Annotated in this window: 15 protein-coding genes; 14 read left to right on the top strand and 1 reads right to left on the bottom strand. The window is 49.2% G+C overall.

Going from position 1 to position 18282, the window contains the following annotated elements; translation table 11 throughout:
* Positions 1–960, bottom strand: coding sequence for an NAD(P)-dependent oxidoreductase (locus VIS48_08535; protein HEY9166191.1), 960 nt, complete (start codon positions 958–960; stop codon positions 1–3).
* A 284-nt stretch (positions 961–1244) separates the two neighbouring features.
* Between VIS48_08535 and VIS48_08540 the strand changes: the two genes are divergently transcribed.
* From VIS48_08540 to VIS48_08605, 14 genes are all read left to right on the top strand, one after another.
* The gene (locus VIS48_08540; protein HEY9166192.1) at positions 1245–2714 is read left to right on the top strand and encodes a hypothetical protein; all 1470 of its coding nucleotides are present in this window, start codon (positions 1245–1247) and stop codon (positions 2712–2714) included.
* Between the two features lie 115 nt (positions 2715–2829).
* Positions 2830–3828 (top strand): L-glyceraldehyde 3-phosphate reductase, encoded by a 999-nt coding sequence (gene mgrA / locus VIS48_08545; GenBank protein ID HEY9166193.1) that lies wholly within the window; start codon positions 2830–2832, stop codon positions 3826–3828.
* Between the two features lie 238 nt (positions 3829–4066).
* A complete protein-coding gene (locus VIS48_08550) occupies positions 4067–4504 on the top strand; it encodes a hypothetical protein (protein ID HEY9166194.1) in 438 nt (145 codons plus the stop codon).
* Positions 4505–5108: 604 nt separating this feature from the next.
* A complete protein-coding gene (locus VIS48_08555; GenBank protein HEY9166195.1) occupies positions 5109–5606 on the top strand; it encodes a hypothetical protein in 498 nt (165 codons plus the stop codon).
* Between the two features lie 9 nt (positions 5607–5615).
* Positions 5616–6218, top strand: coding sequence for a hypothetical protein (locus tag VIS48_08560; protein ID HEY9166196.1), 603 nt, complete (start codon positions 5616–5618; stop codon positions 6216–6218).
* Between the two features lie 10 nt (positions 6219–6228).
* Positions 6229–7626: a hypothetical protein gene (locus VIS48_08565; protein HEY9166197.1), complete on the top strand. Its 1398-nt coding sequence runs from the start codon at positions 6229–6231 to the stop codon at positions 7624–7626.
* 301 nt (positions 7627–7927) lie between these two features.
* Positions 7928–8500 carry a hypothetical protein gene (locus VIS48_08570; protein ID HEY9166198.1) on the top strand — a complete coding sequence of 191 codons (573 nt, stop codon included), beginning with the start codon at positions 7928–7930 and terminating at the stop codon, positions 8498–8500.
* A 25-nt stretch (positions 8501–8525) separates the two neighbouring features.
* Positions 8526–9245 carry a hypothetical protein gene (locus VIS48_08575; GenBank protein ID HEY9166199.1) on the top strand — a complete coding sequence of 240 codons (720 nt, stop codon included), beginning with the start codon at positions 8526–8528 and terminating at the stop codon, positions 9243–9245.
* A 106-nt stretch (positions 9246–9351) separates the two neighbouring features.
* Complete coding sequence (locus VIS48_08580) at positions 9352–9951, top strand: penicillin-binding protein activator LpoB (GenBank protein ID HEY9166200.1); 600 nt, start codon at positions 9352–9354, stop codon at positions 9949–9951.
* Between the two features lie 8 nt (positions 9952–9959).
* The gene (locus VIS48_08585; GenBank protein ID HEY9166201.1) at positions 9960–11339 is read left to right on the top strand and encodes a hypothetical protein; all 1380 of its coding nucleotides are present in this window, start codon (positions 9960–9962) and stop codon (positions 11337–11339) included.
* 14 nt (positions 11340–11353) lie between these two features.
* A complete protein-coding gene (locus VIS48_08590) occupies positions 11354–12367 on the top strand; it encodes an LPP20 family lipoprotein (protein ID HEY9166202.1) in 1014 nt (337 codons plus the stop codon).
* A gap of 392 nt (positions 12368–12759) precedes the next feature.
* Positions 12760–14118 carry a hypothetical protein gene (locus VIS48_08595; protein HEY9166203.1) on the top strand — a complete coding sequence of 453 codons (1359 nt, stop codon included), beginning with the start codon at positions 12760–12762 and terminating at the stop codon, positions 14116–14118.
* A 424-nt stretch (positions 14119–14542) separates the two neighbouring features.
* Positions 14543–17518 (top strand): two-component regulator propeller domain-containing protein, encoded by a 2976-nt coding sequence (locus tag VIS48_08600; GenBank protein ID HEY9166204.1) that lies wholly within the window; start codon positions 14543–14545, stop codon positions 17516–17518.
* Between the two features lie 50 nt (positions 17519–17568).
* Complete coding sequence (locus VIS48_08605) at positions 17569–18267, top strand: response regulator transcription factor (GenBank protein HEY9166205.1); 699 nt, start codon at positions 17569–17571, stop codon at positions 18265–18267.
* Positions 18268–18282: the final 15 nt, after the last annotated feature.

Here is an 18282-nt window from a genome sequence, read left to right on the forward strand (position 1 = left end):
TTATTCGCGGGGAGTTTCTCTCAGACTTGACAAACAGCTGATGAGGTAATCAAGATGCTGTCCAATTTTTGGCCATGCTTGGAATTCAAGACCGAAATCGTATTTCATATCGGAGACATCGAAGAGGGTAACGTTGTCGCTCCATCCCTTGTCTCTGACGATGATCTTACTCTTTGAGCGGCACTTTCGCACCGCCTCCGCTGCGATATTCTCCCATGAAACAAATGTCCTCGATAATCCGAAATAAGTCCTTCTGTTCAGGTTACTCTCGAGAACACTGACATAGAGTTTTGCAAGATCCCCTGCCCAAATAAACTGAGTCCCGTCGTTCTTCACTACTTCTATTTGTTCGTTTCGCAGCGCATTCTTCACGATTGTCTCAAATCTTCTATCGCGCTGTGTGCTTGCGCCCGTGACAACGGGATTTCCGAATGTATATCCGGGTCTGATGATGTTCACCCGCATATGAGTATTGTATGACACGGCGAGCAGGTAGTTCTCACTCGCAGCCTTGGTCGCCCCATAAAGAGTGGTCGGGTGATGTTTTGTAGTGGTCTCGACTTTCGATATCAGCCCGTCTATTTTGTTCTGTTCAACCATATATACATAATCGTTGACTGCAGTCGAAGAAGTGTACAAGAATTGCTTCACCCCGGCTGCTGCGGCGAGATCGGCCATAAGAACGGTGGGGAGTGTGTCTTCTACGAGGACTTCCGCGGCAGACTCCTTTGTATACTTCAACGCCACGTGCACGCACGCATCCTTGCCTTCTACGAGCATTGCAAGGAGAGCTCCGTCCCCCAGGTCGCCTTCCACGACTTCAAGGCCATACTGGTCCAATAATGCCGGGACCTTATTCCTGTCCCTTGCGAGGATAGTGACGTTATTCCCCCGTGAGAGGAGTTCCATGGCGACGTATGATCCGATGAAGCCAGTACCGCCGGTTAGAAACACGTTCATTCCAATTTTCCCATTGTCCTACGGCAGAAGGAAGTTAATAAGACGGAGTCACAATTGATAATGCGCAAACGAAGCTCGATGAACTTGAAACCTCAAACTGAAAAGTCCTGACGATGATGGGACGGAAACCTAAAAGTGTCGAAGAAATTTGATTCTTCTTTGGGGGCACAGTAAAATGATTGCAGGGTTCCTGAAGAAGCGTTGCTTTAATCGTCCGCTTCTCTTCGCAACTGTTGCATTTGCGCGGGGGACTCCATAGCTGGAAAAATCTCGGAGAATCCATGATGAACGCTACCTTTCGAGAAATGAGTTGTCTGATCCTCCTCGCACCCTTGTCTCTTCAGGCACAGCAGGGCGACACCCTCCTCATCCCCAATCGCGAACCGAACGAGATGGTGAGAATAATTACAGGAGATACCTTGACGAACGGGAAAAGAGCTGATCTGAAGAGGGTGTATGTCCTCTTGAGAGGAGAGCGTTATGTGACCAGTCTTCCGTTGATCAACGAAGGGTACAAGTTGCGGATCGTCGGCCAGCCTGCTCCTCAGACCGGAATTGACCCGGGGCCTCCGGTGCTCCAACATTCTCCTGATAGCACAGGTCATTATGATACGGATCGTTTGTTTGTCGTCCGTGGTGACTTCGAACTTCAGAATGTCTGGATCCTGGCCTGGGTGTCCACAGGAGCGCAGCTCTGGGAGCCTATATTGGTGGAGCAGGACAGCGCGCGCCTGAGTGTTGACCATTGCATCTTCGAATGGTGCCAGGGACCGGCTATTCACGCCGCATCGAAGTGGACCACCGTACACCTTACTAACGATTTGTTTCGCAATGCGAATTACACCAACGAATGGTGGGCAGGGAGAGTAATCTACTATACGGCTCCTGCAGACACACTTGTGGAGGTAAACAATACAGTTGAGAACGTTGGATTCGGATTGCTGCAGTCGCAGGGGATCGGGTTGAATTATTATTTATGTGATCATAACACGGTAGTAAATTGTGCGAAGTTCTGTTGGCTGGAGAGTTACTACACTGAAGCATACATCGCGAACAATTTGCTTATCAATTGCCACTTCACGGGTGAAAGGCAGCAGGACCGTCCGCGGCAGGATCCCGATCTTCTTCTGTATGGGCAGGCGTTAAGCGCGGATACTCTTGTAGTCGACGGCAAAACGATTGCCGCCTCTGACCCAAGAGAGTCGGGGCGTGTTCTGATTTACGCGAACAACGCTGTCTATTTCGATACGTCCAGCTTTTATCCTTTCTACCGCTCATACAACGACACAGTTACATCGACGGAAGGAAAGATTCTCCCGGAACCGGTAATGAATTCACGAACTGCATCTATGTTCACCTGGCATACAGGAATGAAAGATACCGGATCGATCGAAGGAGTAAATCCACTTGTCACGAGAATGCCTCAAAACGTGACAGAGATTGTAAGATTTTTGAGAGACAGGTACTCGGTTCATCCGCGGAACAATATACTCTGGGGTTATGACCCCGACAGTCTCAATGATCCAATCGCGCATGTGTCTGGAAGGGAACTGACACTTGTTTACAACAACTCGTCTCGTGGTACATATCCAATTCCCGAAGATCTTTCTTATGCGAGCAAGAGAATCTATTCGGGCGCCATCGGCGGTTTTGCGATCGGAGATCTGAATTGGTTCCCGGATGAATTGAAGAAATGGAATCTCGATAATGACGTCACGCATCTGAAAATGTTAGCTCCTCAGGGTGGAGATTGAATTGCAGAAGGCACAACTATCCCGGCCCGGCACGGAGCGATCGATTTGACTTTTACGGTCATGGAGAGATATAATCTCTTACCAACTAATCGTCAACTAAAGTGGAACCATCGTAATGAGTCAAAAGAAGTATAAGTCTTCAGACAAGAGATACGACAGAATGAGCTACAGGCGCTGTGGAAGAAGCGGCGTTATGTTGCCGGCGGTGTCGCTTGGATTATGGCACAACTTCGGCGGGGTTGATTCGGATCGGACCTACAGAAAAATTCTTTGGAGTGCCTTTGATCTTGGTGTCACTCATTTTGATCTTGCGAACAATTATGGCCCGCCGCCCGGCTCGGCAGAATCAAACTTCGGCAGGATCGTGAAACAAGACTTCTCGTCCTACCGGGATGAGATGATCATCTCCACAAAGGCCGGCTATCTCATGTGGCCTGGTCCTTACGGAGAGTGGGGCTCGCGCAAGTATCTCATAGCCAGCCTCGACCAGAGCTTACTCAGAATGGGTCTTGAATATGTCGACATTTTCTATTCTCATCGACCGGATCCTGATACTCCACTGGAGGAAACCATGGGCGCACTTGCCGACATCGTGGAGCAGGGGAAAGCACTGTACGTGGGAATCTCAAATTATAGAAACGATGTCGCTGCCACGGCGATCCAGACGCTTGAGAGAATGGGGGTTCATTGCTTGATTCACCAGCCACGCTACTCGATGTTCGATCGCTGGGTAGAAGAGGGGCTACTAGACGTACTCGCCAAGTATGGAGTTGGTTGTATCCCGTTTTCACCTCTCGCCCAGGGCTTGCTTACGGATCGCTACCTCAATGGAATTCCGCGCGGCTCGCGTGCTTCCAAGCCTCATGGTTTCCTCAGACCTGAGCAAATTACAGAGGAGAAGATTTCGAAAGCTAAAAAGCTCAACGAGATAGCTAAGTCGAGAGGTCAGAGTCTGGCGCAGATGTCGCTTTCCTGGCTCCTCAAGGATACAAGAATAACATCAGTACTCATAGGGGCGAGCAGCGTGGACCAGTTGCGAAACAATTTGAAGTCGGTCGATAATCTGAGTTTCACAGACGCTGAACTGAACGCAATAGAGATGGTCCTGCAATGATGCACCTTTGGCAAGAGCTTGAACGGCTGGCTCAGCAGGCCGCTGGTTAGCCCGGTTGATGTGAGGTAAAAAAGGGGGCAAAGTGTCCTGCATCATTTTTGAATTTGGAAGGAAATTCCTAACTTGTTTAGAACAAAGTGCATAAGGCCATGCATTTCTGCCAGATGACAATTCACCGCCAGAGGGGGCGTCGAGATGTCGTGTGTCAAAACCAGACGTCCACATAAGGAGTTAGCAAATGGGTACCCAGCAGCTTTTGCTCATCGTACTTGGGGTGGTGATTGTCGGGATAGCCATCGCAATTGGGATAACGCTCTTCAAAAGCAATCAACAGAGTTCGAACCGTGATCAGGTGATCAACGATCTTGAGAACCTTGCATGGAAGGCGCAGGCTTATTACAGAAGGCCCGTGTCGATGGCCGGCGGCGGTGAAGACTTCAAAGGATTCTACATCATGTCTGCGGACACGGGGAATGACAACGGTAGTTACACGGCGAGCCCTACAGCTCCAACCGGAAATGCTTATGTTCCGGGAGATACGACGCATATCCAGGCCGCATCCCAGAAGATATATATCATCGGTTGTGGAAAGATCATAGGCAACGACGAAGTAAGTTTTGTGAAAGTTTACGTAACCGTTACTCATATGACACAGGATATATTTATCCTCAATTAGTATACTCGCCAAATTGTCAGTATGGCGACCGTAGGAAAGTGCTCATCGCGGTCAATCTGGGGATCATCAATCATATAATGTGGAGATTCAAAATTCAGAGGGGTTAATTTGACCTAAAGTCGAATTAACCGGTACTGGATCTTAATTTCGGGGGATGAATACGCAAGGTAGATGCATTTCATCAGCTTGACCGGTCATCGCTGAACCCGCATTACGACTCCGGCACATGAGTGTTACAATTGGGTACCAAGATGTCGCTTACATTTTTTCCGGCAGACCCCGTCCTTGATGAAAGCTCCTTAAATGACCTCAATCACTGAAAAAATTACCTCTTTTGAGTAACATGTACTCGGAATCTACGCAGGCAGTACTGTCCAGCCTTTGGCATAGAAATGGAACACTTGAGGATGTGAGAGCCACGAGTCGGGTCGCATCCGGTGACGTTTGAGCACGCGAAGAACCATTAGTCTTAGATATAGATCAGAGTTGCCGTTGCACCTTTCTTTTTCAAAGCGTTAGGTAGATCTTGAAATATAGGCCGCGGCCGTCAAGTTCATTTTGAGGCGGTTTTGATTCTAAAGTTGGAGAAAGTGAAGGTGAGTTAATGGGCAGCGGACAAATGTTGATCACGATCGGCGCGATAGTACTTCTGGGAAGTATTATCCTGACCACAAACAGGGGCATCAATGGAAGCCGCAATATTCTCCTTTATTCTAACATCGGATTGGAGTCGGTTTCACTGGCAACTTCCACAATTGAGGAAGCCGAGAGCAAGAGTTTCGACGAAACAACGATCCTTCAAAACGACACTGCGGTGAGTGAATTGACTGCACCGAGTTCGCTTGGTCAGGAGAGTGGAGACATGGATGATTTTGATGACTGGAACGGACCTAATCATACTGGCTTGACACAAACGTACAACTTAAGCACCGGGATTTACAAAGTCCTATCTAAAGTCTGCTATGTCAACGTGGGGAATCTGCAGGGTACGTCTGCAACAAGAACATGGCACAAACGAATCGATGTCTGGGTATGGAATACGGTAGACACGACCGACAAGGTTTACATGTCTGCAATCTACAGTTACTGGTATTTCAGGTGAGGAGCTAATATGGGCAGCACAAGTTTACTCGACATACTGGGTTCGCTTGTCATCGGAGGGTTGCTCCTTCTGGTGGCGTTGAGAATGAACTCGCAAGCGACAATGAATACATATTCAAGTCAGGCGAGTCTTACAGTGCAACAAAATATGACGGCTATAATTCAGAACATTGAATGGGACTTTCGAAAGATCGGATACTGTAAGAATCCTATGTTGACATCTGATCCAACTCATTACATCCTGAAAGGCAAATCCGACAGCATTTCATTTATCGCGGACCTGTACAATAGTGGGACGGCAAACACGGTGTCATGGTATTTGGGATCATATGTAGGTCCGAATCCTCGAGTGAGAAAGCTCTGCAGAAAAGTCGATGGAGGAGCCGCGCTCGAGGCAAATCTCGGAGTGACACAATTCAGCATGATATATTTCGGGGCGTCGGGAGACACGATTGTGCTTCCTTACAGCGCAGGTGATTCGGTTACCCCTCAGCTAATCGAGCTTACTCTCAGAGTTGAGCCCACTGTCGCCTACGACACAGCTTATACTCAGAGCTACTCATACTGGAGGCAAACCAGACTCGTATCAAGAAACCTGAAAATGAACAGGTAGGAGAAGGATCATGGTTGGAAAAGGATCATTAATAGTCATCTTAGGATTCAGCATGATATTCGGACTCGCGGGACAGTACTGGAACAGGATGAGTACCGATGCGATGGAGAATTTTGCAAATTACTATGACTCGACTGCGGCCCACAACATAGCTATCAGTGCTGCGAACATCCTTGCAGATTCCATATTTTGGAATTCGAGTGCCGCAAATATGAGCACCACCTCCCCATTCACGTTCAATGGGGGTACTTTCACTCTGAGGACTCAGTACATGGTGGTCAACGGAGATAGCGATGTTCTGGCTACCGTTGCGTCGAGTTACAACGGATTCAGGGGGCATGTTATCAAAGACTCCGTGCAGATTCTCCTTCATCCTGCAAGATTCTCTGAGTACGCCTACTTTACAAATAATGATAACAATGTGAACTGGATTACGGGAGAAGTGATGAATGGGCCGTACCACACTAATGGTCGCCTCCTCATCAGTGGCTCGCCGACATTTCTGGGTTCGGTGACTACCGGCACCGGACTGGCGACTCCATACGCGAATCCAGTGAATCCCTCGTCGCTGCCCGACTCGCACGGAGATAGACTGAATTGCGCAAGCTACCAATCGGGAGTAATCATTCCTCTTCCGACCTCGCTTGCACAATACACTTCCATTCCGGGAACCGTTATTTTCAACAACACTGATACTCACACTTCATACAACTATGATTTCTACGCGACTTTCAGTAGCACTGATCCGACCAAGATCAGTTTTCACACCGAACTGAAGAACGGTGCAACGATGGTGACAAGAGTCCCCGCCTCGGGAGATTCGACTATCCCTATTTCGACACTTGGCGGCGGCGCCAGCGGCAGCGGTGTTGTTGTGATCCAGAACGGAGACATCCACATTTCTGGGAACATGAATGGAGACATCACTTTTGTCGCTCAAGCCGGTACCCGCACGAGTCTAGATGCTAGCGCCTCAGGATCGGGCGGATTCGACCTGTCTGACGCAAATGGCAACTCCCATAACGGTAACATAATTATTGAGGGGGGAATCACGTACGCGAACAATCCGGTGACAAATCCCGCAAGTACGAACATGCTTGGACTTGTGGCTGACAACAGTATCATGATCAAGAAGCAAACCACTCAGAATCTGGCAATCCAAGCCGCATTATTCGCTCGATCCGGGAGCTTCTTCTACCAGGATTATAACCAGGGAAGCTCGATGGGAACGCTGAACATTCTTGGCTCTGTCGGCCAGTCCACACGCGGAGCCGTCAATACGAACAACAGTGGGACCGTGGTAACCGGATACAAGAAGAACTACTTATACGATACAAGGTTTGCGTCGACCGCGCCCCCATATTTCCCCACCACCGGAAAATTCAATATCCTCTCATGGCGTGAGTAGCTGAATCGTCTGCGATTGCAGGGATTTATTTGTTAAGAATAACTAGCGGCCAACATTTATGGCCGCTTTTTGTTTTGCCGCCTGTTTCCTTAATCTACTAGGTGCGGCATGTATGATTGTTTTCACATGGTGCCCAAAGACGCTTGAGACTGTTTGAGACTTGAGATATATTACAACGTCATCATTATGGGCGTTGCGAGGTGTTGTCATCAGTGTCAGTTAAAAATAATATCGTGAGCGCAGATTCAGTACCGCGTTCAAGCATCTCCAGTATTAACCAAACTAATCAGGAGGGATGGTCATGCGTTATCTAGTTTCGTTGCTGTCTGCTGTTGCGGTAGTCATTCTAATGGGCTGCGGCGGCTCAAAGCCGATGCAGTCAACAGATACGGGAGAAATTCCTGACTGGTTCACAAATGTGCCACAGGATCCGAATTTTATCTATGCTGCTAACACACAGGTCTCTCAGGATTTGCAACTCGCTATCGACAAGGCAGTCACAGGCGGTCGGTCAGAGGTCGGGCGGCAGGTCGAAGTAAGGTTACAAGGTTTGCAAAAAAAGTTCACCGAAGAAACAGGAACGGGAAATGATGCCCAGCTTCTCCAGATGTTTACAGAAGCCGAGAAGACGGTGGTCTCCACAACTCTATCCGGAAGTCGTGTGAAGTACCAGAGGCAAATGAAAGATGGGAACATGTGGAGAGCTTATGTCCTCGTTGAGTATCCCGTCGGAGCCGCGAACGAGGCGTTCATGGATCAGCTGAAGAAGAGCGACCAAATGTACACGCGCTTCAGGGCTTCGGAAAGTTTCAAAGAGCTCCAGGACGAAGTTGACAAGTACGACAAGTACAAACAAGATCAGGGAACAAAGTAGATCATAGCGGCCGCAGAGTCATTGAATGAAGGCGCTTTCGATCCTTTTGGCGTTATATGGATCGTTGAACGCCCAATCCTATCCGAGATGGTTTCTCGAGCCGATCGGTCTTACGTGCGGCCCGACTGCCTGCGGGTATGTAACACCATCATTCTATAGAAGTTCGTCCGACTCTGCGGCTTTCCTCAACGGCTGCGAGAATCTTGCGCACCAGCACTTTGCTGAAATATCCGGCGGTGAATCTTATTGGGAAACGGAAGCGGGTGTTTACTGGATGGGGAATGATTTCAAGGAGAAGATTGACAGTTCCTATCTTGCAGAATGCATCTCCAAAGCGAACCGAGCAGCAGTCTTCGCTATTCCCGGCATTGAGCTCGTCCTCGTGTCGGAACGTGACTGCATCATCCCGGATTCGATGAGCAAGGTTGTCAGATGTTCCGGGAAATCACCAGCATGGGTTGACACGATCCCTGATGTACCAGGCTACATATACGCTACGGGAGTCGCGCCGCAGTACTTCTACGAGTCGAGCTCCTGGAGGTCCGCTGAGAAAAAAGCGCGCTTCAATCTCGCCAGGGAAATTAGAGTCTCTCTCAAAGCACTGCAAAAGGTCGATCAATCTTCGGGACAAGAGATAAGGAGCGAAGAGATTTCCGGTTCCGTATCGAAAATGGAAGTTGTATACCGTTGGCGTGACGTTCGTCAGGGATTGTACTTAGTTCTCATGCGGGCACCTTCGGAATAATGAGGCGCCGAGAGCCATGTCATGTGGATAATATGGATGAATTAACGCATGCTGTACTCAATGTGAGGCGATTTCCTCTTAAGAATACAATGAAGGGAATATCCAAATGCGCAAGCTAAGTTCTAGTTTGATGCTCGTAACCCTGATTCTTGCCGGCTGTTCTTCCTCGAGGCAGGTATCGAGGGTCTCCTCCGATAACGTGACCGACTTGAGTGGCAAATGGAATGACACTGATTCTCGGTTGGTTGCCGAACAGATGGTGTCCAGCCTCACGTCGCGTCCGTGGCTTGACGACTTTGTGTCGAAGAACGATAAGAAGCCCGCCGTTATCGTCGGGACTGTTCGCAATCTGAGTTCGGAGCACATCGAGACGAACACATTTATAAGCGACATTGAGCGAGAACTCGTCAATAGCGGAAAAGTGACATTCGTAGCAAGCAAGCAGGAACGCAAGGAGGTTCGTGAAGAACGACTCGACCAGCAGAGCAACGCGACCGAAGAATCTGCAAAGAAACTTGCAGCTGAAACCGGCGCCGATTACATACTCCGCGGGAGTATCAAGGACATTAACGATCGCGTCGAAGGAACCGAGGTAAAGTATTACCAGGTTGACCTGGAGCTGGTCGATCTCCAGACGAATGAAAAAGTGTGGATTGATACGAAGAAGATAAAGAAGATCGTCGAGCGGTCTAACTACAACTGGTGAATGGGAAGATGTTGAGGAGCCGGATCGCGCCTCTTGTTCTGTGCGCTCTGGTGGTTGCAGGATGCTCCTCCACGTATACTCAGAAGAAGGGTTTCGTGGAGGTTGACAACGCGGTCGCGGAGCAAAATTATAGTCTGGCCGCGCGTTCTCTTGAAGAGTCCAAAAAAAAGTACTTCTCCGAAAAGGACAGGGTCCTATTTTATCTTGACACGGGGATGCTGTATCACTATTGCGATGAAACAGATCGGAGCAACCAGTCTCTGAGTTCTGCCGAAGACGATATTGACGAGCTTTATACGAAGAGTATTTCGGCTGGCATCGAATCGCTGTTGCTGAATGACAACGCACTCGCGTATAGCGGGGAAGATTACGAAAACGTCTATCTAAACATTTTTAAAGCGCTGAATTACGTCGAGGAGAACAAATTCGACGACGCGTTTGTCGAAGTCAGACGTGCTGATTACAAATTGGCTACACTGGAAGACAAGTACACAAAGATGGCGGATATGTATAACCAATCGCCCGACGCCAAGAAAAGGTTTTCGGTTTCGGAGAATCGTTTTACCAACTCTGCCTTCGCGAGGTTTATAAGCATGCTGATGTACCGAACCGACGGCAAGTACGACGATGCCAGGATCGACGCTGACAAGATCAACGAAGCATGGAACACTGAAGCTGCACTTTATGATTTTGACAAACCAGATGTCTCCAGCTGGATCCAGGACGAGGATAAAGCAAGGCTCGATGTGGTCAGCCTGGTCGGCAAATCCCCCGAATTGTTTGCTCGTGTCCTTACCATACATACCTTCAAGGACGCCGTAGCAATTTACCAGTCGGATGGAAAAAAGGAGAAGAGACTGGAGATGTTCCCGTGGGACGGCATGAAAGACGGTTATCATTTCAAGTTTTCTCTCCCATATATGGAGAAGAAGGGGACTTCGGTCGCAAGAGTAACGGTGGAACTCAACGGCGGAGAAGTGGGAAACATGCAAACGATTGAAAGTATCGAAAATGTCGCCGAGGAGACTTACAAACTCCACGAGGGAATTACATATTTAAAGACCATCATCCGGACGATCGTGAAGGGACTCCTGAATGAGAAAGCGAACGAAGAGCTTGACAAGAAAACTGGCGGCGGAGTCTGGGGAAGTCTGACGAGGGCAGCCACAAGTGCCGCGGTGGACGTCAGCGAGAACGCGGATCTCCGACTCTCCAGGTACTTTCCGGCAAGGGCACTTGTACAGGAAGTGAGAGTCGATCCGGGAACGTACCATCTGGTTCTGAAGTACTATTCATCTGATGGTACACTTCTGCACGCTGACGACAAAGGAACTATCACGGTGAGAGCGAATGCTCTCAATCTGTTCAGGTCTGTTTTTCTCAATTAAGAAACGGAGAATAAATGACGACCTCGATATTGTGCCAGTTCATATTGATGCTGAATCTTGCCGGTCCTGCGACGCAGGTAGGCCGTCCTTTGTGGATTGATAACCCCGACAAGAGCTACCCCAACGCGCAATTTCTTACTGCGGTCGGATCGGGGGATTCGCGAAAGGACGCGGAGAATTCCGCAGCATCGAACCTCTCAAAGATTTTTGAATCAAATATCAAGTCGGAAGAGACCATAAATGCTCGCTACAAGGAATTGATGAAGTCGGAAAATCAGTCATCACTTGAGAGTGAGACAAATATAAACAAGAATGTTTCCGTTTCTTCGCAACAAACATTGTACAATATTCGATATGCGGAAAGTTATACGGACCAGCTTGGCAGAATTTATATCCTGGCGGTGATCGAAAGAGAGCCGACGGCTGCGATATATGTTAAGAAGATAGATGAGAACGACGCTCGGGTATCATCGTATCTTGATGGATACGACAAGCTCACCGATCCGATTAAGCGATACGCTGTCGTGAACGCCGCACAAGTTATATGCAAGATAAATGATGTTTTGAGACAGCAGCTACTGATAATCATGCCAGGAATGACATATGAGCCCAAATCCGGATACACGCTGGACAAAATTTCCGAAATGTGCTCGGATGCTAGGAAAGGCATACCATTTGAAATCCATATTACTGGCGGAAACCTTGATAAGGTCACGTCGATGATAAACGAGACCCTATCGGATCTCGGTTTCATAAACTCGCAAGAAGGCAAATTGATAATCAAGGGGAGTACGGAGATCGTCCATATCGATCTAAACAGCGAGCAGAAATTTGTGAGGTGGAGCTACACTCTCTCAGTTTACGATCTTGCCGGTAATTCGATCATCTCACTGTCCGAAAACGGTAGGGAAGGTCACTTGAATTACGAAGAAGCCGAAGCTCGTGCGCTCCGTACAATGAAAGAGAAGATAAAATCTAATTTCGCTAAGGAGATCAACTCCTATTTCGACGGCATGGTCTTGAAATAAGATTCTCTTTGCGTCGCAACATTCTCCTGCATCTCTGAAAAAAAAGAAGTACTTGCCGATCGCCGGGCAGGAGAATTATCCTGACCAGCCCTTCTGTCAGCCCGAACGGATATGCGGCACTGACAGCGTAAGGAACCCACTACCCCCCGTACAATGGTATACCCTGATCATTGATGCAGTTGTCCGTAAGTTCTCAGCACACGGATCTGAATTTTGTTGCTCCGGGGAATTTTCTAAGGCCGGACAGTGTCATATGGCCTGAAGAATATGCACGCGTTGGATGCAGATATTGCGCGACATTTTCTTAGGATTCGCCAAAACTGATGGCTGGAAGCGGCACAGTAATTGAGCTTAGATTTAACAGTTCAACACGGAATAGCTGGAGGAGAGTAGTGAGAACGTTATCAATCATAGATAGACAGAAACTCGTCGAGTGCGTCGCGAGGTTTGCGGCGGTCGCAGTTGCGATTTCCATTCTCTCGCTCGTCGGTTGTAGTAAGAGCAGCTCAACTGGCCCAACAGCTCAGTCGTCGACAATTCGTGGAACCGTGACGGACGATCAGGGTACACTTTCTGCGGGCAAGTTAGGAAAGACAGATGCCGCTGTTCAGGGTGCGGTGGTTTTAGCCGCACGCGTACTTGCGGATGGAACACTCAGTCCTATGTCCGATTCGGCACAGACTGACGCCAACGGTCACTTTATGGTGACATGCGACGCCACAAATATCACCAACGCGGTCGTGATAGCGACAAAGGCAGGAGTCAAATGGGAAGGAGTCGTGAGTAGTAATCTTGCGCAAGGAGCGACTGAAACGTGCGCGCCGTTAAATACTCAGACAACAGCTCAAGCCGAAGTGTACATTAAGATGGTGACTGATGTCGGTGCAGACGGGGTTGTCTTTGACGATGTGGGACTCTACGTAAGCTCAGAAGTTGCAGCCGCGGTCCAATATAATCTCGCCGCTCATTCACAGGTGGCAGGAGCCATTGAAGCTGGTGAATCCGCCTGGCAAAGTGCGATGGTGAACTCCTCGATCGGAAATTCTTCGCAGCAGGGAATTCAGGCGATAATATATGCAAGGATGTCCGCTCAGGGGGATTATCAATCGGCGCTCTACGCCGCAGGCGAAAACCAAACCTCGGTGCAGACGGCATTCAGAAGCTATGAGGCAGACGAGCTTGGTCTTTACACTACAGGCGATTTGAGCACCGATGGGGCGGCTAAGGTCCACGAGGTAGTCGCCAGAGCGATGATGAACGCAACAGTCAATGCGAGCACCGATGTCAGGCTGGCGCTTTGCAGACAAGCCGCGGATATCAGGGCGTATATGATAAGCACAGCGGTCCGGGCGCAGCTGCAATTGCTCGGAGCAACCCACGAAGAACTAAATAACGCCGACACCGCTTACTCAACTCTTGTGACATCTATTTCGGCATCATCCACAATCGACTTGATTGCCGCTTCTTTTCTGTCTTATCATAGTTCGATAGTTACACTCACCGGTGGAATTAGTGGAGTGAACGCCTCGACGATGGCAGATCTGGACGGTCAGATAAACGCTGGCGGAGCGGCGAAGACCATACTTCTCTCCGCGGTTAGCACGCAGCTAACGCCCCAGTCTCTGGCTCAAGCTTATGCTTCCTTTTTTGCCACAGTTAATTCGTCCGTCACCGCGGGCATGACAGGCATGACCGGCGCGAAAGTTCAAGCGGTGGCTGAAATTCTGATGCTCACAAATATGACTGCCTGACCGGTAAGAACGGATTTGAATTTCGATGCGAAGTGTCGTCGAACCAGTGCGAGCCACAGTGCCCGAGCCGCTGAACGGGTCACCCCTTCGTTAGAACTTACACACACGTGAATGAGTCATATATGCTGGTGTCGAAGATTATGCTAGCGCACCAAATTGTATACCACCCAATCTATAACTTTTTTATTCGGCATAATTATTCTCTCTCCCTCAGTGTACCATTTCCGCAATAGTCCTTTGGACCTCACCAAACGATGGAGCCGGTCGGACCGTCTGAGCATGACGGTGAGGGTCGGTCGAGTCGGCGCCGGACCTTTTGCTCATGAGGACGGGACTCATTATTTTTTGTCGAAAGAGAAGGAGGATCTGACTGAAAGCAAAACGAGTTGATTTCCCTGCGCAGAAATTGTTTTGGCGTATCAGATTGACTGCTCGCATCGTAGTGCTTCAAATATTACTTATCGCCTTGTGCCGGCAATGTGGGGCACAAATCGCCGATTTCAAGAATTACTCTGTCCGCGAAGGATTGCTGTCTAACGCCGTAGGCGCGTTGTGTCAGAATTCGATCGGGTACTTGTGGATAGGGACCAGTGACGGCGTAAGTGTGTATGACGGCCTGACTTTTCAAAACTACACGTTCGCGAACGGTCTTCCGTCGAGCCAGGTCAATTGCATCATGGAAGACAAGCAACAGAGAGGAGTGATGTGGATCGGGACCAATGGAGGGGGAATCAGCAGGTTTGAGCAGGGGACATTTACGAACTATCGAGTCGGTACCACTGCATGGTCTGACAGGATAAACGGCATCGCAGAAGATGACTTTGGAACTTTGTATTGTGCCACTGATGATGGCCTCTACAAAATGAAGGACGACTCATCGACGTTCTTAAGTCGGGAGTTTAGCAAAGGTGTTTACGAGAAGATAGTCTGTAAAGGAGACACTCTTCTATTCGTATCTGAAGGGGTCTTTCTTGTTGCATACAACGTCAGGAGCGGGGACTATCATGCTTTAAGTATCTCAAAAAGAGCGACGGAAGAAATATCTTCGTTTGCATTCGATTCCAGGAACCAGCTATGGATCTCGTGCGCCGACGGTACGATCGTGCGATACGGGAACAACCTTTCCAGGCACTTCATTGAACATGGAGCAGTCTTTATGATCGATGATGGTGAGGGAGGAATGTGGCTGGGCACTGTTGACGGACTCTGCAAATTTGATGAGGATGGTTCTGAAATGTCCGATCACATTCTCCTGACGACTTCAAACGGATTGAAAGGGACCGACCTGACGTCCGGAATAGTGGACCGGGAAGGCGATTTATGGGTGGGCTTCGCTGGAAATGGAATCTCGAAACTCTCGAGCAGAAACAATCTTTTATTCCCCGCAGATGATTTCGCCTTTCCAATTAATAATTCCCAGGTGTCGTCCGATAACTATGGCCACATGTGGGTCCTTGTAAAGAACGGCGTGCTGGAAATCTGGCGCGAGCAATCAGGACTTGCTAAGAGCGCGTTCCACTTCCTGAAGAACGACAGCCTGACCGATCCATATGTCTCCGTGCAATTAATGAATGGGACTAAGCTTTGGCTGGTCTCAACTCTCGGCCGGATTATTTGCCTTCGTATAATCTCAAAGGGCGATTCCGAATCCGATCTTGAGTTGACAAAGTCGTTCAAGGTGGAGCTCATTCATGCCGGTCTGGGAACGATATTTCTGTATATCGATCAATTTGGTCGAGGGTGGATGAGCGTAGACCGAATGGGAGTTCTTGAAATCGAACTTGACGGAGATAACAGACACACCCGCTTACTTGGAACGAGCGATGGGTTGCCGGACAACTCGATAAGATCCATTTTTGTCGATTCTCGAGGGAATGTCTGGTTCGGGGGCTACATAGCCGGATTGTCGGAATTCACTTACTCGGGGGACAAGTTCACAGTGAGGAAGTATTCCACGAAGGACGGCTTACCCGACAATTCCATCCGTGCCATCTGCGAGGACGACAACGGAACCATCTGGGTAGGAACAAGATACGGCGGAGTCGCTTTAATGCACGGTGACTCTATCTCGACGCTGACAGTGAAGGATGGTCTGATGAGCGACGATGTTTGGGCTGTCACCTTCGATCAGCGGATAGGCATACTCGTCGGCACACAACTCGGGCTTCAGGGGCGCACTCGCAATGACACTCGAGGGAATACGTGGAAAGAATTCACCCGGAACTTTCCCATTCATTCGTGCGGCGTCTCAGTGAGTCGACTCATTTGGGCTGGAGGACCCGCCGACGTTCTGATTATGGATGAAAATGCAGAAGTTGAAAATGGGGTTCCCCCTCTCGTTTATATTACCGATCTCCGTGTGAACGGAAATAGAACGCCAGTCAATTCTTCGATCAGACTTCCTTATTACAGTAATACTCTTACGTTTGATTTTGCCGGTGTGAGTCTACGTGACGAAGGGAAGTTGAGATATAAATATATCCTGCGCGGTGCGGATGATGAATGGCGGGAAGTTGCCACAAAGGCACCGGTGACCTATGTTTCGATGAAGCCGGGGAATTACATTTTCGAAGTGAAAGCAGTAAACACGGCTGGACTGGAAAGCACCGGCAAAGCTGTAATCTCCATTCTTATCACGCCTCCTTTCTGGAGTACGTGGTGGTTTGTAGCCGGTGTTGCGTTACTTATCGTTTCCATCATCTACATTCTCTTCAGACTTCGGATAAACAGGCTCCTCGCGATAGAGAGGGTTCGGTCGAGAATTGCGACAGATCTTCACGATGATATCGGCTCAGGCTTGACCAGGATAGCGATTCTCGCGGACGTCGCGCTAAAGCAGGGGAAAACACCGGACGCACTTCAAGATGCTCAAACACGGAGCGAGACTTCGGAGTCCGGGGACTTTGCTCCAAACAGTATTGTGCTCAGGATCGGAGCGAACGCCCGTGAGCTTGTCGACGCTATGAGCGACGTGGTGTGGTCGATCGATCCGAAGAATATGACTATGGGCGATCTTGTCAACCGGCTGCGGTCGTATTCGTATGAGATGTGCGAGGGAAAAGGAGTCGCTCTTGCACTTCAAATCGACGAATCGTTTTCTTCTACAAAAATAGATCCGGAAATATTAAGGACACTTCTTCTCGTGGCGAAGGAAGCGTTGAATAACTCGATAAAGTACTCCGGTTGCAGATCGGTCAGCATCGGCTTGAAAGTGGTGGACAGGAACATCGAGCTCGGAGTGTCTGACGACGGAAGCGGATTCGTCCCTCAAGAACACTCGGGCGGACATGGGCTCGTCAATATGAGGCGTCGGGCAGAAAAGCTCGGAGGAACATATAGGCTAAAGTCGTCAAGAGGCGAGGGCACAAGCATTATGCTCACCATTCCGCTCCGGCCCTAACTGTACATTTGTTCAGTTGCGATTCCCAGACATAAACGTTAGGATTGACATTGCGTGATACTAAGAAGAGTAATTCTGCAGAAAGCGGGAAGATGACCTCTCCCCCTCCCGAAGACAGCATCGTCCATGTGGCGATCGTTGAAGACGATGACGAGATTAGGAACGGGTTGTCATGGCTTCTGAACCACTCAGAAGGGTTCACTTGTGAAGCAGCTTACCGGAACTGTTCCGAAGTGCTGCGTGGTGTCGAGGAAAACACTCCTGACGTAATCCTGATGGACATCGGCCTTCCCGGAATGTCCGGGATCGAATGCGTTCAGATGATCAAGGAACAGTACCCGAGGGTGGAAGTACTGATGGTCACCATCTACGGCGATGATGAGAAGGTATTCCAGTCCATCCGCAACGGCGCCGTCGGATACATCTTGAAGAACACATCTTCCGAGAGACTCCTTGACGCCATCAGAGACGCTTACCACGGAGGAGCGCCGATGTCGCCCGAGATTGCTAGAAAGGTGATGGGCTACTTCCGCGTCAGCGACAGCAGTAATCTTACCGCGACGCTCTCGAAAAGAGAGCTCGAAGTGCTCCAGTGTCTTGTCGACGGGCACTCATACAAAGCAATCGCCGACAAGCTTTTCATCAGCTCGCATACAGTCAGGTTTCACCTCCACAATATCTACGAGAAGCTTCACGTCAGGTCGCGCGCCGAGCTCGTAGCGAAAGCTGTGAAAAATAAGCTGATTTGAATCTTCGTTGTCATA

This window comes from Candidatus Kryptoniota bacterium, assembly GCA_036567965.1.
In the GTDB taxonomy this organism is placed as follows: Bacteria; Bacteroidota; Ignavibacteria; order Kryptoniales; family JAKASW01; genus JAKASW01.